Genomic DNA, 18,312 nt, shown 5'->3' with positions numbered 1-18,312 from the left:
ATGTACATTCCATCTCCTTAACTGGAGTAATTATTTCTTTTATATGGAATATCCATGTACAAAATGACCATTATAAAATTGCAAAGCAGGCAGAAATGACTCATATGCTTTTGACAACGAAGCTCACAAAATACATTGCCTATAAATTAAATAAAAGAGGACCCTTTATTATTCAAGGCCCTCTTCTTAGTATCTCTAACTATGATTAAATGAAGCTATTTCTGGATTTTCACGGGAGTGTGTATATCGGGGAGTGTTTCATAGTGTTTTCTTACACCTTTCTTACGCCTTTCATGCACCTTTACCGGGGCATAGGTGTGGGATAGATGCATCATAGGTGTTTTCTCACATGTATCCTACACCTTTGATACACCTTTACCAGGGCATAGGTGTTGGATAGATGATTCATAGGTGTTTTTCCACACCTTTCCTACACCTTTGATACACCTTTACCGGGGTATAGGTGCGGGAAAGGTGCTTCATAGGTGCTTTCCTGCGCCTTTCCCAATCCACCATTTATCTATTACTTTTATGTACAAGCCCAATTCCAACATTCTCATAATCTTCTGGTGTATCAATATCCATTCCCCATATACTTTCTGAAAAATCAATTAATTTAAGACGGTCTTTATTACTATTGATGATACTTCGTCCACCTTCATCACCCTTTATGTTCGCAAAATGTTCAAACATGTTGCGGTTAAACAAAATTGGGTGTCCTTGCTTTCCTGCATAACGGGGTCTGACAATGCAAACACCATTATCCTTTTCATTCTCATATTCAGTTAATAACGATTGGACTACCTGTTCATGAACAAATGGCTGATCCCCAAGAAAGATGATGACTGCATCGACTTGATTGGCCAATGTTTTTATTCCGAGCTTAAGAGAAGACGCCATCCCGCTTTTATAGTCTGGATTATATTTAAATATAATTTGCGGGCAATCCTTCATAACAGATTGAATTTCTCCCATATAATGTCCTGCAATGACGACAATTGGATCTAATTCTTGTTGCAGTGCCAGTGCTATAGAGTGATAGATGATTGGAGCTCCGTTCAAGGGTAAAAGCAGCTTTGGTGTCCCCATTCTAGTCGACATTCCTGCCGCCAATATGATAGCTCCTGTTTTAGCCATGTATTCTCTCCTTGCCATGCAAAAATCGGGGGATGCGCGCTGCTCTTACACTCATTAATTCCGATACTATACTAATGGCTACTTCATCGCTTGTTTCTGCCCCGATATCCAAGCCGACTGGTGAATGGATTGGTCCGCTATCGAGCCGATAACCGATGTTGGCAAGCATTTCATTCGTTCGGTAAATCGGTCCAAGCACCCCTATATAGCGCGGATTTCTTTTAAGTGCAAGCCTTAAAGCCGCTTCATCCTTTGCTTGCTGATGATTCATTATAATCCACCAACAATCCTGAAGCTGTCCCTCTTCAATCTCTTCCGGTTCTTTAACGAGATGAACGGCATTCGGAAAGTATCGATTTTGATTCAAATGCGAACGGGTATCTAAAACGGTGACCATAAATCCGGCTCTTTTTGCCAAAAATACGACCGGTATAGCATCTCGACCTGCACCAGCTATAATTAGCTGTTCGCTCGGTCTTATCGTATCAATAAAAATACGCCTATCATCTTGTAGAAGAATTTCTGCCCGTGTTTGTCTATTTTTGACTGCTTTTGCATGATTGATCACTTCTAATGGGATTGAAATATCCCCAAATATATCGCCGTTTTCTTCTACTAACATAGATTGTTCGGAATCCATATCAACTATAACGGTGAAGGCTTTTTCCTCAGACAACAATTCATTTACTTTTTTCCAAAATTCATCCTCTGGGAAAATAGGAAGAAATAAAAATTCCAGATTACCTTTACAGCCAATGCCTAAGCTCCAAATTTCACTTTCACTCAGGTCATATTGGTGAGTCATCGCCGTTTTTGTATCGAATACTTTTTGTGCCCATTCATATAAATCACTTTCCAAACAGCCGCCGCTGATTGTCCCGTACATTTGTCCATCAGATGTCATGACCATCTTCGTTCCAGGCAATCGATATGCCGAGCCTTTCACATCTGCCAGAACGACTAAAACCACCTGTTCTCCGCGTTTCCAGGCTAAGGTAATTTGATTAAACAGCTCTTGAAACTCATGTAATCGAGACATTCATCTTCCTCCTTAACCAAATTTCACAAAAAGTGGAAAGTTTATTAGATTATGATAGCAACCACACTATAAATATGTCAATTCTGTTAAAAATAGTAATTCTATATGCAGGTTCATAGTTTTCTTAACCGCTTAATTAGGCGGTTGGGATACAGGAGATTTATACATAGTTATTTCCAGTACACTGCTGTCTCTTTTCTCATAAACAATTCATCTATTTCATATTTTATGTTTAACACTATTTATATAGGGAAAATAATTTTATTGAGGACTATTCCGGTTCAGAAGCAGTGGCTGAACGGTGCCTCAAATTCTTTATAATACTACGAATGGAGGAGACATGAAGAATATTTTTAAAATAGCCAGTGCATTTATGGGAATTATCATAGGTGCCGGTTTTGCATCAGGACAAGAAATTTTACAGTATTTTACTAGTTTTGGAATGAAGGGAACGATTGGAGCCTTTCTCTCGATCCTATTGTTCGGATATTTGGGAATGGTTTTAACTAAGCTGGGCAGCCGGCTTCAGACAGACTCACATAAGGAAGTTATTTACAAAATCAGTGGACGTTACCTCGGCGTTCTCATCGATTCTATCCTCGTATTTATCCTTTTTGGAATTGGAATTGTCATGATTTCTGGTTCAGGGTCTATTTTCAGTCAGCAGTTTGGGTTGCCAAGTTTCGTTGGCATCATTATCATGACGATTCTCATTTTAATCACAATCCTTTCCAACGTAGACCGGGTTGTAAAAGTTATTGCTATGATAACTCCTTTTCTCATATTGGGAGTGGTCGTATTATTTATACATAGTATGATGACCATGGATTATTCTTTCTCGGAACTCGACTCTATAGCGAACGAACAGCCTTCAGCTACAAATCATTGGCTGACCTCTATCATTAATTATGTTTCACTTGCAATCGCAATGGGAGCATCCATGACATTAGTAATGGGTGGTGATGAACCTAAGGAGAAAATTGCTTCGATTGGAGGATTGGCGGGAGGTATAGGTGTAGGCATATTAATTGTCTTGCATCATCTAGCCATCTTCGTAAAAATTGATGTTGTAGGGCACTTGGATATGCCCTCTTTAGGACTGGCCAATCAAATATCACCGCTTTTTGGAGTTCTCTATTCCATCATTCTATTCGGCATGATTTTTAATTCAGCTGTCAGTATGTTCTTTTCGTTTGGTACACGCTTCTTTACTCCAAAAACGAAAAAATACAACTGGTTCGTGATTATTTCCGTACTTGTTGCCTTTGCTGCAAGCTTCTTGGGATTCAAGCAGTTAGTTTCCTTTTTCTACCCACTGTTTGGATATCTGGGTATGATTTTAATTGTTGTACTCATTATCGCATCAATTAGAATGAAGCCTTTGAAGGATAAAACTGATTAATTTGTATTAGTTACGTGTCTAATAAAAGAATGAGAATTGCATTCTTCTGAAAAAACACAAAATCCACTGTAATAGAAAAAGAGATTCGTCAAATTTGATGAATCTCTTTTTCTATTTTGCTAATTTCACCTGTTAACTTCACCATTTACTTCCAATTATCAATTCAAATTTAACTGAGTATATTCGATTTTTCTTAAGTATCATCTGGAAATTATTAATTATAGATATTTCACCCTGAATATAGCATCTCTGCTTTCCCTCTAACCCTAACTAGCGGTTACTTCATTATAATTTTAAAAAGGATTGTCCCCTGCTATGTAGGTTTTCGGTCATTTAAGTTCACTCCTCTTTAATCTTCCGCTCATATTGGCCACGGGTTTAATCCCTAAAGAATTGGTTCCACTGATTATCATGCTATTATTCATTTTCATCCATATATATTAAAAATCTGACCAGGTATATAAATGATGTAGTACTATATCCAATCTCTTCCTATAATAAAGGAAGGAAGATCAATAAACATAAGGTTGGAGGTGAATTATGAGGATTGAAATCCAGTTAGATAGTGAGTGTGAAGATCCCAAAATCGTTATACATGCTAGTGAGATGACAAATGAAATTTCAAGTTTACTTGAAAAACTTTCAGGCAATGAATACCAATCACTGATGGGTTATAAAGATAATGAAATTCTTTTAATACAAATGGACGATATCCTGCGGATTTATACTGAAGGTCAATATGTTTATGCACAAGTAAATAATGAAAAATTGCGCTTGCGACAAAGATTATACCAATTAGAAGAAATGGTCCCACGCCAACAATTCATCAGAATTTCAAACTCTGAGATTGTCAATTTTGAAAAAGTTAAAAGCTTAGATATGAGTATAAGCGGAACGATCACTCTGAAATTCTATTCCGGCGATCAATCATATGTCTCGAGGCGTTATATTAATAAGATAAAAAAACATTTAGGAATATGAGGTGATGAAAATGAAGACAATTATCGTAAGAGGGGCAATAGGATTTCCGCTAGGCGTTTTTATATCAACCTTTATAACCCTTTTCATTTCACTTGGCATTGGGGATGGAACGTTTTATGCTGTAGTACCCAGCTTAATAGAGACCATGGGTACAGAATTAAATGCCTATCTACTGCAATTTATTTTAAGCGGATTATTAGGTGTTGCTTTTGCTGCAGGCTCTATCATTTTTGAACATGATAATTGGAGTCTTACAAAACAAACAACCCTACACTTTTGCATAGTTACCATCGCCATGTTTCCTGTCGCCTATTACTCCCATTGGATGGAGCATTCCTTTATAGGATTTTCACTTTACTTCCTTATCTTTGTGGTCATTTATTTAATGTTCTGGGTCATTCAGTATCTATTTTGGAAGCGAGAAATTAATCGTTTGAATCATTCATTAAATAAACCATAGACATCCACTATAGGATTACAGTTTTCCCACTAGCAATAAGACCTTCTAACTCCTATTAAAAGCAGTTTTAAAATCTATAAAAGCACCTCAATAAGATTTGTACATCTCCATTTATTCTTACAATAAGAAAAGGTGACCCTATTCTCAGGGACCAGTCGCTAGCTGTGTCTTTTAAGTATAACAATTAAGTTTCCAGTGATCTTTAAAGTTAGAGAAAATACTAAAAACAGCCTTTCATAAAAAAAGATGACCTCTAACACTTTTCTTTAGAGTCATCTTTTTTACGTTTATTAGCCAATTTCTTTCCCAATTTCTCTGCAAACGACCTCTTTCTATACTCTGTTTATATAATTTTCGTAGGCTTGAATCCATGTTTTTGCCATTAACATATTACCTGCAGAATTTGTATGAACTCCGTCAATAGTCAGTTTATAGTCAGTGCTCGATTGTAAATACTGGATAAATACCTCGTGAGTGGGTACAAGAATCGCTCCATAGTTTACTGCCAGTTTTCTGACTATTTTGCTGTAAGCTACTAATTTTTGGTTCCCTTCTGATTCTGCATCTTCCTCTATGATTGTTGGTTCCATTAAGATGATTACTGCCTTCGTTTTTACCTTTAACTGAGTCAACAAATCGTTATAGATTTCTTCGAATTGCTCCGGATATACCTGTTCCTTTCCAGGATGATCAAGCTGGCGCCATACATCATTAATACCAATAGAAATAGATACATAGGCTGGTTCTTCCTCAACAACATCCTTTTGCCACCTGTCTGCCAGGTCAGTAATTCGATTTCCTCCAATTCCTCTGTTCAACACAGTAAATTTCTTTTCTGGATAGGAGGTAATTAAATAATCATGAATCAGACGTACATATCCAGTGCCAATATCTTCAGGATCTCCTTCACGTCCCCATTCTGTTATGCTATCACCTATAAAAACTATTTTATTACTATTATTCATGATCTATTTTTCCCCCATTCATTTATTCAAAAATTAATCCGTGTATAGTGAAAGTAAGTTCAGAGTAAACAGGAATTAAATAGCACTTGCCTTTGTTTAATATCATTAATTACGTTCATTTTAAACTTTATAGATCTACTTGTATATCCTGGTAAATTTAAAACAAAAATAGATTAAATATCCTTGACCGTGCGGATGAATGAATACTCGCAAATATACAATTATTGGTTTGACATTGTTCTACAGGGGAATTGTGTAATAAAAGAATGCATAAGGAGGAATAGAAATGCTAACATTTTTACCTAGTAAGGACCCTTCTACTATTGCTGTAGAAATGTATGGGAAATCGACTGAAGAAGATGCACGTAAATTAGATAACTTTGTAAAAGAAAATTTATTGCATGGTAAGGAATTCAATTTACTAGCTGTCATTGATAACGTCGATGGAGCCAGCCTTAAAGGTCTGGCAGAAGGAATCAAATTCGATACAAAACGAATGAATCAATTTAACAAGATTGCCATTGTAGCAGATCAGAGTTGGTCCAACATGATTGCAACGCTTACTAATTTGGTACCGGGCATTGAAGCTAAGCATTTTGACTCCGATCAGCTCGATGATGCTTGGAATTGGATACTAGGTTATCAACAACAAAGTGACGATCCAACAAATGTCATTCTTTGAAAAAGACATTAGTTAACTCCCTTCAGTTTTTCAGGGAGTTATTTTAGTTGATGTGATGGATTTAATAGCTAATTATAATCCTTTGATTCAGTTATAAATCAACGATCCTTAAAAGGGAGTAAACTTCTACTATATTACTTTCTTTTTTCTAATGAAAGCAGAGATTTCTTAACATTCATCAAAATTAGCTAAATTATGTAAATATAATGATATTTAATCCTAAATAATGGACAAACGGAACATTTATTTGGTAATTTATAAGTGTAGGATAATATGCCTAATAGTAGAAATTAGGCGCTGAGGGGGAATGCCATCATGGCACGTATGGAAGGTAAAGTTGCTATAATTACTGGAGCCGCTCAAGGTATGGGTGCGGCACATGCTCGTAGATTAGTAGAAGAAGGCGCTAAAGTAGTTCTAACAGACCTTAATGAAGAAAAAGGTCAAGCTACAGCTGCTGAACTTGGCGAAAACGCTTTATTTGTAAAACAAAATGTTACTAGTGCTGAAGATTGGGCAAAGGTTGTAGAAGAAGCGGAAAAAGCATTTGGAAAAGTCGATGTCTTAGTCAATAACGCTGGTATTACAATGGCAAAATCTATTTTAGACATGACTGAGGAAGATTATCGCCGTATCGTTGATATTAACCAACTTTCTGTATTCTTAGGAATGAAAGCAGTTATTCCAGCCATGCAAAAAGCTGGCGGTGGATCGATTGTTAACATCTCATCCATGAACGGAATCGTTGCTGGTGCTATCGGTTATACTGATACTAAGTTTGCTGTACGCGGTATGACAAAAGCAGCTGCAATCGAATGTGCAAACTACGGTATTCGCGTAAACTCTGTTCACCCAGGTGTCATTGCTACACCAATGGTTGTACAAGAAGATACAAAAGCAGCCGTAGAAGCATTTGCTAAACACATTCCTCTTAAACGTGTGGCTCAATCTGAGGAAGTTTCTAACTTAGTGCTTTACCTGGCATCTGATGAGTCCAGCTACTCAACTGGCAGTGAATTCATCATTGATGGCGGTTTAACAGCACAATAAAGTTTTCTAATCTGATTGTATTATAGAGCTATCGTTTTGAACAGAGAATCACTCAAAACGATGGCTTTTTTCTTTCGTATTGTTTTATTAAAAGGTTTAATCTATTTGAATCTATCATGTTCGATAAGATGTTAATTAAATCCTTTAGGGCAATAAATATATATACGGATGGATTTTTCATTTCGAAAGCTTCAAAGTCACATCCTAATAAAAATATTTTTTCACCATCGTTACTCTCTCTCTATTCAATATGTATAAAAGTAAAGCCTCTACTTATGAGTAGAAGCTTTATGAAAATCCCACTCGTTATTAATTTATAAGATGCAGGTAATACTCATAAGCCTTTGTATCGGTATATCCCTCATGTACGACCTTTCCTACCGTTTGAAGCATTTCTTCAGGATATTGTGATTGAAAAATATTCCTTCCCATATCTACACCAGCAGCTCCGCCTTGTATGGCATGATAAGCCATACTTAGGGCATCCTTTTCTGGAAGTTTCTTGCCTCCAGCAACAACTAATGGAACAGGGCATGCAGCTGCAACTTTTTCAAAATCCTCACAATAATAGGTTTTAACAATCTGTGCCCCAAATTCAGCAAGCATCCTAGTGGCTAATAAGAAAAATTTAGTGGTTCGTTCCATTTCTTTTCCAACAGCAACAACACCTAACGTTGGAATGGAGTATCTCATACCCAAATTAACGGCACGGTTTAATTCTTGGATGGTTTCCTTTTGTCCATCTGCTCCAATGAATGTTTGTATCGCCATACAACTTGCGTTCAATTTTATTGCATCTTCAATGTCAACTACCATGGATTCGTGACTCAGATCATCCTGGAGGATACTCGATCCAGATGATGCTCTTAATGCAATCGCTTTGTTATAGGATGGAGGGACACTGCTTCGAATAGCACCTCTTGTAGCCATTAAACAGTCTGCATACTTTGCCAGACGTGGAATAAGTAAATCCAACCTCTCAAGCCCTGAAGTTGGGCCCATAAAATAACCATGGTCAAAAGCCAGCATAACCGTTTTGCCAGTATCGGGGTTAAAGATTCGTGATAAGCGATCCTTCATACCCCAGTCATAATTATTAGCACCCTTTACATGAAAATTCCCATTGTTTGCAAATGGAGTACTTTCAGAAAAGTCCTTTGCATTTTTATTACCACTAGTATCTGCCATTGTCTTCCCCCCTTATTTTCCACTGACTTGTTCAGATTATTAGAAGTTATAGTCACTCGTATTTTCTTTTGTAAAAACAATTCGCTCAGGTAAAACAATAATTCCTGAATCCTCTGCCTCGTAATCGTATCCCTGAATAGAGTTGGGCTCTACTTTCACAGAACCCATATCAGGAACATCAATAGAGTCACCCACCTTTAAGCCTTCACCCTTAGCTAACCAATAAGCGACATACACAGCTAGAGCCCCTTGGTCTTTCACATCCCATAAACCGTGGTTGTTGATAGTCCCATTTTCAATAAATGGCCTCATTGAATTCGGTGAAGCAAATCCAGTAATAATAACATCATCTGCTTTTAACCCTTTGTTTTCTGCTGCTTGCGCCATAGCCGGAAGGGCAGTTGAATCAGGGCATATAATAGCATCAATATCAGGATATGAATCTAAAATACTTTCTCCCACTTGCAATGATTTTTGTTCGTTGGCATCACCATATTGGGTTGTAACAAGCTCCCACTTCGGATATTTTTCTTTAATATATTTGTTCGCATAATCAACCCAGGAATTTTGGTCCGGTACAGTTGGGCTTGAATAGAACCAGGCGATTTTTTTTGCATCATCTGGATTATCCATTTGTTCGGCTGCCATATCCACCAACATTTTCCCTAAGATTTCAGGCGTCCCTTGGTTAATGTAGACAGAACGATATTGAGGGTCAACATCTGAATCCCATGTTACGACTTTAACACCAGCATCCAATGCCTTTTTCAAGGCTTGGTTTAAACCATCAGATGATACCGATGAAATGGCAATCGCATCAGCACCGCTATTCACGGCACTATTAATGATTTGTACTTGGTTAGCTACTGTACCTTCGGGAGCACCATCATACTTTACTTTGAAGCCTTCTTTCTTACCCATTTCCTGTGCACCATCATTCCCTGATTCAAAGAAAGCATTTCCTGTCATTTTCGGTATGAAAACCACTTCAATATCTTTCGCATCTTTCTTTTTGTCTCCCTCGGAGCCTTCTTCATTTGATCCACATGCAACTACAAATAGCATCATCATTGTCAAAGTAATCAATTTAATGAGTTTCATTTTTCTCACTGCTACTAACCTCCTTTATAATGTTTTTGTTGTGTGATAATCCTTTTGACATCAAATTTGAAATTAGGTTTGATTCCCAAGAATGCAACAGACACAATAAGAAGGACTCCCGTAGCCAATCCAATATACTGGGTTGAAACACCAGCCATTTGTAATCCTATCTGCATGAATCCCAATATAATGCTGGCTAACGCCGTCCCGACAACACCCCCTTTACCTCCTGTAATCAAGGTCCCTCCCAATACAACAACAGTTAAAATTGGCATCAGATACTCAGCACCATAATCAGATCTCGCACTGCCCAGATAGGAAGTCAATATAACCCCTGCTACACCAGCACTTAACCCTGACAAAATGTATGTACTGGTAATAACTTTTTTTGTAGAAATGCCAGAGTACTCCGCAGCATTTTGATTGATTCCGGTCAGATAAATACATCTTCCATATCTGGTACGGTGCAAAAGGATATAAGCAATGAAAAACATAATAATAAAGATGGCCACAGCATTTGGAATTCCAAAAAACGCTCCATTGGCAATCTGGCTGAACGACTCAGGAAATCCGGAAAATCCTTCGTAAGTACTGACACCTGAAATACCGACCAGCACTACAGCTATGCCACTATACAAAAGCATACCTCCAAGAGTTATCACCATTGCCTGAACTCTTCCATAAGCAATCAGGACTCCATTAAGAAGACCACATAATCCCCCAATTAAAATTGCGCAAAGAATGGATGCCCAGATATTAATTCCTGCCACTTGAAATAACAGACCTGTAACAACAGATGTCAATCCGATAATGGATACCCCCGAAATGTCGATTCCACCGGTTATAACAACCAAGGTGACAAAAAAACCTATCATAGCAATCGGAAGAAAATCATTAAAACTATTTAATAAGATAGAGACATTCCAAAATCGAGGGTTTATCATCCCAAAAATAATCAGTTCAACTATGATTATGACTGCTAAGGTAAGGTTCCATTTCGGGATTTTATTTAGCACGCTAACTTCAAGCCTCCTTCCGAAGAACTCTTGCATTTAATCTTGTTTTCTTCGCCTTTTTATTTGCATTAAATGCAAGCAGGGCATCAATCACCACAATGCTGATTAATAATAAACCTGAAATGGTATCATTCCAAAATGCAGGAACTTTCATATAGATCAATGCGGAATTAATAGACGTTAATATAATGGCTCCCAATGCAGCCCCCACAACAGTACCAATTCCGCCTGCCAGTGAAACTCCACCTAGGACGCACGCAGCAATGACCGTTAGCTCAATTCCTGCCCCGGCATTGGTTGAAACAAAACCAATTTGACTGACAAATATTAACCCCGCTAATGAAGCACAAATACCTGAAATAACAAATGAGTACGCAATATATCGATTTACTGGAATGCCCAGTGAAACAGCACCGTCCGCATTGTCGCCTATCGCGTAAAAATAACTCCCCTTCCTGCTTTTAGATAAATAAAGCTGTACCATAATAACCACAGCAACAACGATAACTGTCAATCCATTTATGCCGAAGAATTCAAAAGTGGAGAGCTCCTTAACGTTTGCAGGGATATTTTCCACCCATTTCCCATCTGTATAGATAACCTGAAGCACCTTAATAATGGAGAGTACAGCCAAAGTCATGATAAAGGAGGATATTTTTAATTTGATCACACCAAATCCATTTATTAGACCAATACCAGCTCCAATGAGGATTGCAACGATTAAAGCTGTTAAAATGCTTCCACCATCCCGAAGAATCGTGCCACATATAGCAGCAGTTAAGCCAAGTGTCCCGCCAATAGAAATATCCAAATTTCCAGTTAGCAAAACAAAGGTCATCCCAATTGCCAGTACAATATATAACAAGCTGCTTTTTAACGATTTATCGATATTTTGTACAGATAAATAATCAGAGTTGATGGAACCCACTATTATAAAAAGGAGAACTAAAAATAGAAAAGTTCTAAATTCACGGAGTTTGATGAAGCTCGAAATCCTAGACATACCCCTGATCACTTCCTTCATATGTTCCAAAAGCTGCTTTCATTACATTTGTGGCATTAATATCGTCCAAGCCCAGGCAAACAGTGCATGTTCCCTGATAGACAGCATAGATACGATCACTAATTCTTTCTATTTCCTCAAGGTCAGAGGATATAAGCAGGATGGAAACTCCTTGTTTCATTAACTCTTTAATGATGGAATAGATGTCACCCCTGGCGGCGGCATCAATTCCCCTTGTTGGCTCATCCATGATGATCAATTTAGGGTTCATGGACAATGCCCGGGCAATAACAGTTTTCTGTTGATTCCCTCCTGAAAGTGATTTGATCTCATCCTCTTGAGAACTCAATTTAATCCTCAATCTATCAATGTACGTTTTGGCAATCTGTTTTTCTACTTTTTTCTTAGTAAATAAACCATTTTGTCTGATTATTTGGGCTGTAATATTATTTCTTACAGAACTGATTGAAAAAATTCCATGTAAGAAACGGTCCTCAGGGATATAAGCCAACCCGTTAGCAACACTTTCATTTATCGATAAATGTGTAATGTCTTTTCCATCAAGGTAAACCTTCCCGCTCTTAATCTTATTCACTCCGTAAATGGCTTCCGCAATCTCTGTTCGGCCTGCTCCCACCAGACCTGCAATGCCAACTACTTCTCCCTTAAATACTTCAAAACTAATATTTTTAAAACCATCTCCATCAATGTTTTCTACTGTTAGAATAGGCTTCTCCTCTTTACGATTGACTCTAATTCTTTCAAACATTTTCTTTTGGTTTGTTTTGTTTCCGAGTGGAAGTAGTCCCTTAATTAACATTTCTTTTGTAAAATCTTCTATTTTACCTTTAAGCGTTACTTTACCATCCCTCAATATAATGGCATGTGTGGAAATCTGATAAACTTCATCAAGACGGTGAGTAATATAGAAGATACCTACCCCTGATTCCTTCAATTGCTCAATTACTCTAAATAAGGATTTGGTTTCTGAAAATGTCAATGTAGAAGTTGGTTCGTCAAGAATTAACACCTTTGACTTTCTAAGAAGCCCTTTTATAATCTCAAGCTGCTGTTGTTCTGCAATACTTAATGTGGCTGCCATCCGATTTAGATCAATATCCCAGCCTAATTCTTCAATGAGTTTAATTGATTCTTCTCTTATTTCATGTTTGTTATTCCCAAACCCAATCGTAAGGTTCTTTTCAACTGTCATATTAGGAAACAGTAAAGGTTCTTGAGGAACTAGGTAAATACCTTTTTCATGAGCAGAATTGGGATTTAAATGTTCCACTCTTTCACCATTAATCTCGATAAACCCAGCATCTGCTTTATAAATTCCTGTGAGTATCTTCATCAAGGTGCTCTTTCCTGCACCATTTCCTCCAATAATCGAAATGACCTCAGACTGATTGAGCTGCAATGAAACCCCATCTAAAACTTTGTTATGGTTAAAAGATTTTTGGATATTCTCCAATTTCACTAAGTGCTTCGAGGCCCCCATAAAATTTTCCACCTCCTTTTGTAAGCGTTTTCTATAAATTGTAATTTATAGTATCCAGCACTGTTATCGAATTATTAATCATTTTATTAAACATAAAACTTTTTATTCTTTTTTTGATTTATAAAAATATAAATCTAACAATAAAAATCTGTTCTCCGAATCCGCCTGGTCATTTCTATTTGTATGAACGCTTTTAAATAAGGCAATCCATATAGTTATAAAATAATCCGGCTAAGGGACTGATACGGAGTTTATTAATCTATATTTGTTTCATCATAAAACATTAGTTCTAGTTATGATTTGTAGTAAAAATACTATGTAAAGAGTGGAATGCATGATATATGAAAACAGCCTTATTATTAAAGTTGCCTGGAAATACTACAACGAAGGAATGACTCAAAACGAGATTGCCGAGTCATTAAACCTATCCAGAATGAAAGTAATTAAATACCTGGATTTAGCAAAGGCGAATCATATTATTCAATTTAAAATTAACCTTGATAAATTCGCTGATATGGATTTGCAAAACAAAATTAAACAGAAATATAAATTACAAGATATCTATATTGTCCCAGCCTCTAACCAATATTTATTAGATAGTCTTACATTAGCTGCTGCTCAATATATCGAAGACAGAATCACCAGTGACACTATGATTAATGTTGGCTATGGGCAGGCGGTTTCAAGTACATTAGGGCATTTAAATATCTCGTCCAAATATAAAGTCACTTTTGTCTCTTTATCTGGGGGTGTACGATTTTATATTCCAACAAAAGCATATTCATCATCAGATTATTATATAAACCCCAATTACACCCACTACATAATGCCAGCACCTTTATTAGTATCAACGGAGCAACTTGCTGAACAATTAATTAAGGAAAAACCAATTCAAAAGATTTTCGAAATGATTCCGTACTCCACTACTACGATTATTGGCATTGGAGCTGTAAATGATCAGGCAACTCTTGTAAAGGAAGGTTTCTTGAACACGAATGACATTGAGATATTCAAATCTATGGGGGCAGTCGGCGATCTACTAAGCCAGTTTTATGACAGAGATGGTAATGTACTTAATTTTCATATTCATAAGAAACTAGTGAGTACAGATATTAATCAACTTAAATCACTTAATCATGTTATTGGTGTAGCTGGCGGAATTGAGAAACGCGAAGCAATTATCGGTGCGTTAAGAGGAGGGTATATCGATGTCCTCATTACAGATGAAGTTGTCGCTGAAAGTCTGATTGATTGAAATGCTGAAATGGTCTCTACTAACCTAAATAGAAGGGAAGTTGAAAATGGCATGGAAAAGTATTTAATGGCGATTGACGCTGGAACAGGCAGTGTTAGAGTAATTCTATTTGACACTTCAGGCAATGAACTCTTTGTCGAACAAGCTGAGTGGACTCATAACGAAGATAAACGGTATCCAGGTTCTATGGACTTTGATATCAAAAGAAATATTGATATTATTACCAATTTAATCAAAGATATCCTTACTAAGAGTAAGATAAACCCAGAGAATATCGCATCTATTTCAACCACAAGTATGCGCGAGGCCATTGTCTTATATGATGAAGATGGCAATGAATTGTGGGCATGTGCCAATGTAGATTCACGCTCTAATGATGAAGTTGCTGACCTTTATAAATTAAGTGACACGCTTGAAGCAGAAATCCATCATGTTTCTGGCCAGACCTTTTCATTGAGTGCCATTCCCCGTATCCTATGGATAAAAAATAATATTCCCGAGATTTATGAGAGGATCAAGTATGTCTCAATGCTAAACGATTGGATAACATATCGCTTGACCGGTGTGATTTCGGTAGAACCATCTAATGGATGCACGACCGGTCTTTTCAATCTTAGCGATAGAAATTGGGATTCTAGCATTGCTAATAAGGTTGAAATCAAAAATGATATTTTCCCCACGGTAAATGAAAGCGGTTCTGTAATTGGCAATGTTGCTGATAGATTCTCGTTACTTACCGGGCTTAGCACTAAAACTTTAGTTGTTTCAGGCGGGGGTGATGCTCAACTAGGCTGCATTGGTATGGGCGTCATCAACGAAGGAGATGCTGCTGTTTTAGGCGGCAGCTTTTGGCAATATGAATATACAACTAACCAGGTAGAGATTATTGATTCCTGTAAAGTAAGAGTTAATTGCCATGCTATCCCAAATACTTGGCAATATGAGGCGATTGCTTTCTTTCCAGGGTTGATTATGAGGTGGTTCAAAGATTCGTTTTGTGAACTTGAAGCCTATCTTCAAGAGCAAAACAACGAAAGCATCTATAACCAAATGGAAAAACGCGCAAAAAATGTTCCTGCAGGAAGCAACGGAATGATTTGCATATTCTCTGATACAATGGATTACTTTTCATGGAAACATGCCGCTCCCAGTTTCATAAATTTTAAGATTGATCGTTCTTTTAATAAAGCTACTTTTTATAGAGCCATTATGGAGAATGCTGCTTTTGTTACCAGAGGAAATATCCAAAGGGTTTCCAGTGTTACAAATCATTTACCGGAATCAATTGTCTTTGGCGGAGGGGCTTCAAAAAGTGATCTATGGTGCCAAATAGTCGCTGATGTTCTGAATCTAACTGTAAAAGTTCCAGTAGTTAAAGAATCTACCGCTCTTGGTGCTGCTATATGCGCGGGTGTAGGAGCAGGTGTTTATGAAAACTTTAATGAAGCCATTGATAAAGTCGTAAAATTTGAAAAAACCTTCTATCCTATCGAATCAAACCGGTTAGTTTATGAAGACCTATTTGAAAAGTGGAAATCCATATATAAAGTACAGCTAAATCTTGCAGACGAAGGCTTTACAGATCATATGTGGATTGCACCAGGATTATAAAGGGAGTGATAGTTATGTCAGTTATCAACGAGAATGAAAGAGAATATCGATTTAGTGATAGTGGCCCTAAGTATCTTTTAAAAGGACCGAGAATGAATTTCGGTTTAGTTGTATTACAGCCAGGACAGGACTTCATTGCACATTATCACACCATCATGGAAGAGAATTTTTTTATTCTTGAAGGCGAATTGGAGATCCACATCGACAATGATATCTTCCAATGTAAAAAAGGCGATTTCATTCATGTTGAGCCAAATAAAGTTCACTACTTGATCAACAAGGGCGATACAATACTCAAGGCGGCCTTCATGCTGGCACCCTATCAAATACAAGATAAGGTTGATGTTGATTATAGACCTTATGGGTGATACTAAAAACACAACAGTCCTCATTTTAAATCAATAAGGAAAATCTTCTTTTCAATTAAAGTCTATAATAAGGAAAGCCAAAACCTTCCAAATAAAGGTCTTGGCTTTTTGCTATTACATATACTAAAATGCAACAGGAAGTGAATCGATTCCCTTTGAGGAAAGGGCAAATTGCCATTGAATTTCCTCCTGAGGTACATTCAGTCTTAATTCAGGGAAACGTTTTAATAGGGTAGTAAATGCAATATCTCCCTCTACTCTTGCAAGCGGAGCTCCTAAGCAGGTGTGGACACCATGTCCAAAGGCTAGGTGATGATCTATTTTCCGCTTCACATCTAAACCTTCTGAATCAGTAAATACTTCCTCATCTCGGTTCGCGGCTTTTACCGTCACAAGAACCATATCTCCTTTTTTAATTTTTTTGCCGCTTATCTCTACATCCTCTTTTGCAAAGCGCGGACCCACACTTGTAGATGGACCGTTAAAACGTAATAATTCCTCTACAGCTGATGGTACTAAACTGAGATCGTTTTTTAATGCTTCAAGTTGTTCAGGATGCTCAAATAACAACATGGATCCCGTTGCAATTAAGTTTGATGTGGTTTCATGCCCAGCAAAAATTAATAAAGTAATCATTGAAATTAATTCTGATTCTTCAAGACGTTCTCCTTCTGCTTCAATAGCAATTAGCTGACTAATTAAATCATCAGAAGGATTGGCCCTCTTTTCTGCAACCAGGTTTTGAGTGTATTCTCCAAACTCCTGTAAATGGGCTGCTACAGTAGGATCCTGTCTCCCCCAGCCCATCCCCTTCGCAATTGCAGAAGACCAGATATTGAGTTTTTCACGATCTGCATATGGCACACCCAGCATTTCAGAAATCACATTAATTGGCAATGGGTAAGCATAGTCTTTTACAAGATCCATTTCACCTTTAGATTGAACTTTATCAAGGAGTTCATCTGCAATTTCTTGAATACGAGGTCGCAATCCTTCCATATATCTTGGGGTAAATGCTTTTGAGACCAACATCCGTAATCTCCGATGGTCCATACCATCAACAAAAAGCATTGATTTGCCGGTAAAAAATGTGTCAGGTGCTGATGTATCTACCTCGCTATAAATTTTATCTCTAAAACCTTTTTCTCCATCAATAGAGGAAGGATCTACAGTAAATTGTTTGTGGTTTTTAAGGATTTGGACTGCCTCATCCATATGTACAACCATCCAAGCTTGACGATCTGCTTCTCCCAAAGGGTTGGGAATAGACACGATCGGCCCAAGCTCGCGCATTTTGGCAAATACAGAAAACGGATCTTCATTACTCTTCCCACTTAATACACCCAGAACCTGGTTGGAAACCATTTCTTCTGTCTTATTCATCAATCTACCTTCCTTCCATTTTTTCTTTTAGCCTTACATATTCTTAATGATTGCAAGCTCTCATACAATACTCTATTTTTAGTACTCTAATTTGTGTACTATTTCTTAGGATACTATTACCATACTATAGAGTAAATGCGAGTAAAGTACTTTTTTAATATAGGTAGAAT

The 18,312-nt window shown here is 37.3% G+C and carries 17 protein-coding genes; 8 read left to right on the top strand and 9 right to left on the bottom strand.

All coding sequences use genetic code 11. The annotated features are described in order from the left end of the window. Positions 1–516: 516 nt before the first annotated feature. The gene (locus AC4D4B_RS13490; RefSeq protein ID WP_491000193.1) at positions 517–1,137 is read right to left on the bottom strand and encodes a nucleotidyltransferase family protein; all 621 of its coding nucleotides are present in this window, start codon (positions 1,135–1,137) and stop codon (positions 517–519) included. Further along, positions 1,130–2,176, bottom strand: a complete 1,047-nt coding sequence (locus AC4D4B_RS13485; RefSeq protein ID WP_491000192.1) for an XdhC family protein — start codon at positions 2,174–2,176, stop codon at positions 1,130–1,132. Before AC4D4B_RS13485 ends, AC4D4B_RS13490 begins: the two co-directional genes overlap by 8 nt. 340 nt (positions 2,177–2,516) lie before the next feature. On the opposite strand from AC4D4B_RS13485, the gene AC4D4B_RS13480 reads away from it, so the two are divergent. The 3 genes from AC4D4B_RS13480 (at position 2,517) to AC4D4B_RS13470 (ending at position 5,019) form a co-directional block, all read left to right on the top strand. Continuing rightward, on the top strand, positions 2,517–3,578 hold the full coding sequence (locus AC4D4B_RS13480) for a YkvI family membrane protein (RefSeq protein ID WP_491000191.1): 1,062 nt from the start codon (positions 2,517–2,519) through the stop codon (positions 3,576–3,578). Between the two features lie 540 nt (positions 3,579–4,118). Next, entirely contained in the window at positions 4,119–4,559 is a 441-nt protein-coding gene (locus AC4D4B_RS13475; RefSeq protein ID WP_491000190.1) for a LytTR family DNA-binding domain-containing protein, read from the top strand. Positions 4,560–4,569: 10 nt separating this feature from the next. Further along, positions 4,570–5,019, top strand: coding sequence for a DUF3021 domain-containing protein (locus AC4D4B_RS13470; RefSeq protein WP_490996207.1), 450 nt, complete (start codon positions 4,570–4,572; stop codon positions 5,017–5,019). Between the two features lie 332 nt (positions 5,020–5,351). On the opposite strand, the gene AC4D4B_RS13465 is transcribed toward AC4D4B_RS13470, so the two are convergent. Then, positions 5,352–5,984, bottom strand: coding sequence for an SGNH/GDSL hydrolase family protein (locus tag AC4D4B_RS13465; RefSeq protein ID WP_491000189.1), 633 nt, complete (start codon positions 5,982–5,984; stop codon positions 5,352–5,354). 286 nt (positions 5,985–6,270) lie between these two features. Here AC4D4B_RS13465 and AC4D4B_RS13460 point away from each other — a divergent pair, with 286 nt between their 5' ends. Both AC4D4B_RS13460 and AC4D4B_RS13455 read left to right on the top strand, forming a co-directional pair. Beyond that, positions 6,271–6,666 carry a SpoIIAA family protein gene (locus tag AC4D4B_RS13460; protein ID WP_491000188.1) on the top strand — a complete coding sequence of 132 codons (396 nt, stop codon included), beginning with the start codon at positions 6,271–6,273 and terminating at the stop codon, positions 6,664–6,666. Positions 6,667–6,981: 315 nt separating this feature from the next. Further along, positions 6,982–7,716 carry a glucose 1-dehydrogenase gene (locus AC4D4B_RS13455; RefSeq protein ID WP_491000187.1) on the top strand — a complete coding sequence of 245 codons (735 nt, stop codon included), beginning with the start codon at positions 6,982–6,984 and terminating at the stop codon, positions 7,714–7,716. A 309-nt stretch (positions 7,717–8,025) separates the two neighbouring features. On the opposite strand, the gene lsrF is transcribed toward AC4D4B_RS13455, so the two are convergent. From lsrF to AC4D4B_RS13430, 5 genes are all read right to left on the bottom strand, one after another. Continuing rightward, a complete protein-coding gene (lsrF, locus tag AC4D4B_RS13450) occupies positions 8,026–8,904 on the bottom strand; it encodes a 3-hydroxy-5-phosphonooxypentane-2,4-dione thiolase (protein ID WP_491000186.1) in 879 nt (292 codons plus the stop codon). Between the two features lie 39 nt (positions 8,905–8,943). Next, positions 8,944–10,005, bottom strand: a complete 1,062-nt coding sequence (gene lsrB / locus AC4D4B_RS13445) for an autoinducer 2 ABC transporter substrate-binding protein LsrB (RefSeq protein ID WP_491000215.1) — start codon at positions 10,003–10,005, stop codon at positions 8,944–8,946. Positions 10,006–10,019: 14 nt separating this feature from the next. Next, positions 10,020–11,021, bottom strand: coding sequence for an ABC transporter permease (locus tag AC4D4B_RS13440; protein WP_491000185.1), 1,002 nt, complete (start codon positions 11,019–11,021; stop codon positions 10,020–10,022). A gap of 7 nt (positions 11,022–11,028) precedes the next feature. Beyond that, entirely contained in the window at positions 11,029–11,949 is a 921-nt protein-coding gene (locus AC4D4B_RS13435) for an ABC transporter permease (RefSeq protein ID WP_491000184.1), read from the bottom strand. Positions 11,950–12,016: 67 nt separating this feature from the next. After that, on the bottom strand, positions 12,017–13,525 hold the full coding sequence (locus tag AC4D4B_RS13430) for a sugar ABC transporter ATP-binding protein (protein ID WP_491000183.1): 1,509 nt from the start codon (positions 13,523–13,525) through the stop codon (positions 12,017–12,019). A gap of 334 nt (positions 13,526–13,859) precedes the next feature. On the opposite strand from AC4D4B_RS13430, the gene AC4D4B_RS13425 reads away from it, so the two are divergent. Genes AC4D4B_RS13425 through AC4D4B_RS13415 form a run of 3 tightly spaced genes read left to right on the top strand, consistent with a single transcriptional unit; the run spans position 13,860 to position 16,759 of the window. Beyond that, positions 13,860–14,780 (top strand): sugar-binding transcriptional regulator, encoded by a 921-nt coding sequence (locus tag AC4D4B_RS13425; RefSeq protein WP_491000182.1) that lies wholly within the window; start codon positions 13,860–13,862, stop codon positions 14,778–14,780. A gap of 51 nt (positions 14,781–14,831) precedes the next feature. Further along, positions 14,832–16,391, top strand: coding sequence for an autoinducer-2 kinase (lsrK, locus tag AC4D4B_RS13420; RefSeq protein WP_491000181.1), 1,560 nt, complete (start codon positions 14,832–14,834; stop codon positions 16,389–16,391). Positions 16,392–16,405: 14 nt separating this feature from the next. After that, on the top strand, positions 16,406–16,759 hold the full coding sequence (locus tag AC4D4B_RS13415) for a cupin domain-containing protein (RefSeq protein ID WP_491000180.1): 354 nt from the start codon (positions 16,406–16,408) through the stop codon (positions 16,757–16,759). 123 nt (positions 16,760–16,882) lie between these two features. Here AC4D4B_RS13415 and AC4D4B_RS13410 read toward each other — a convergent pair whose 3' ends face one another. Next, a complete protein-coding gene (locus AC4D4B_RS13410) occupies positions 16,883–18,142 on the bottom strand; it encodes a cytochrome P450 family protein (protein ID WP_490996203.1) in 1,260 nt (419 codons plus the stop codon). Positions 18,143–18,312: the final 170 nt, after the last annotated feature.

Source organism: Pradoshia sp. Z6_59, from assembly GCF_058267515.1.
The sequence above is the reverse complement of the archived record's forward strand: the minus strand, read 5'-3'. Positions and strand labels throughout refer to the sequence as shown.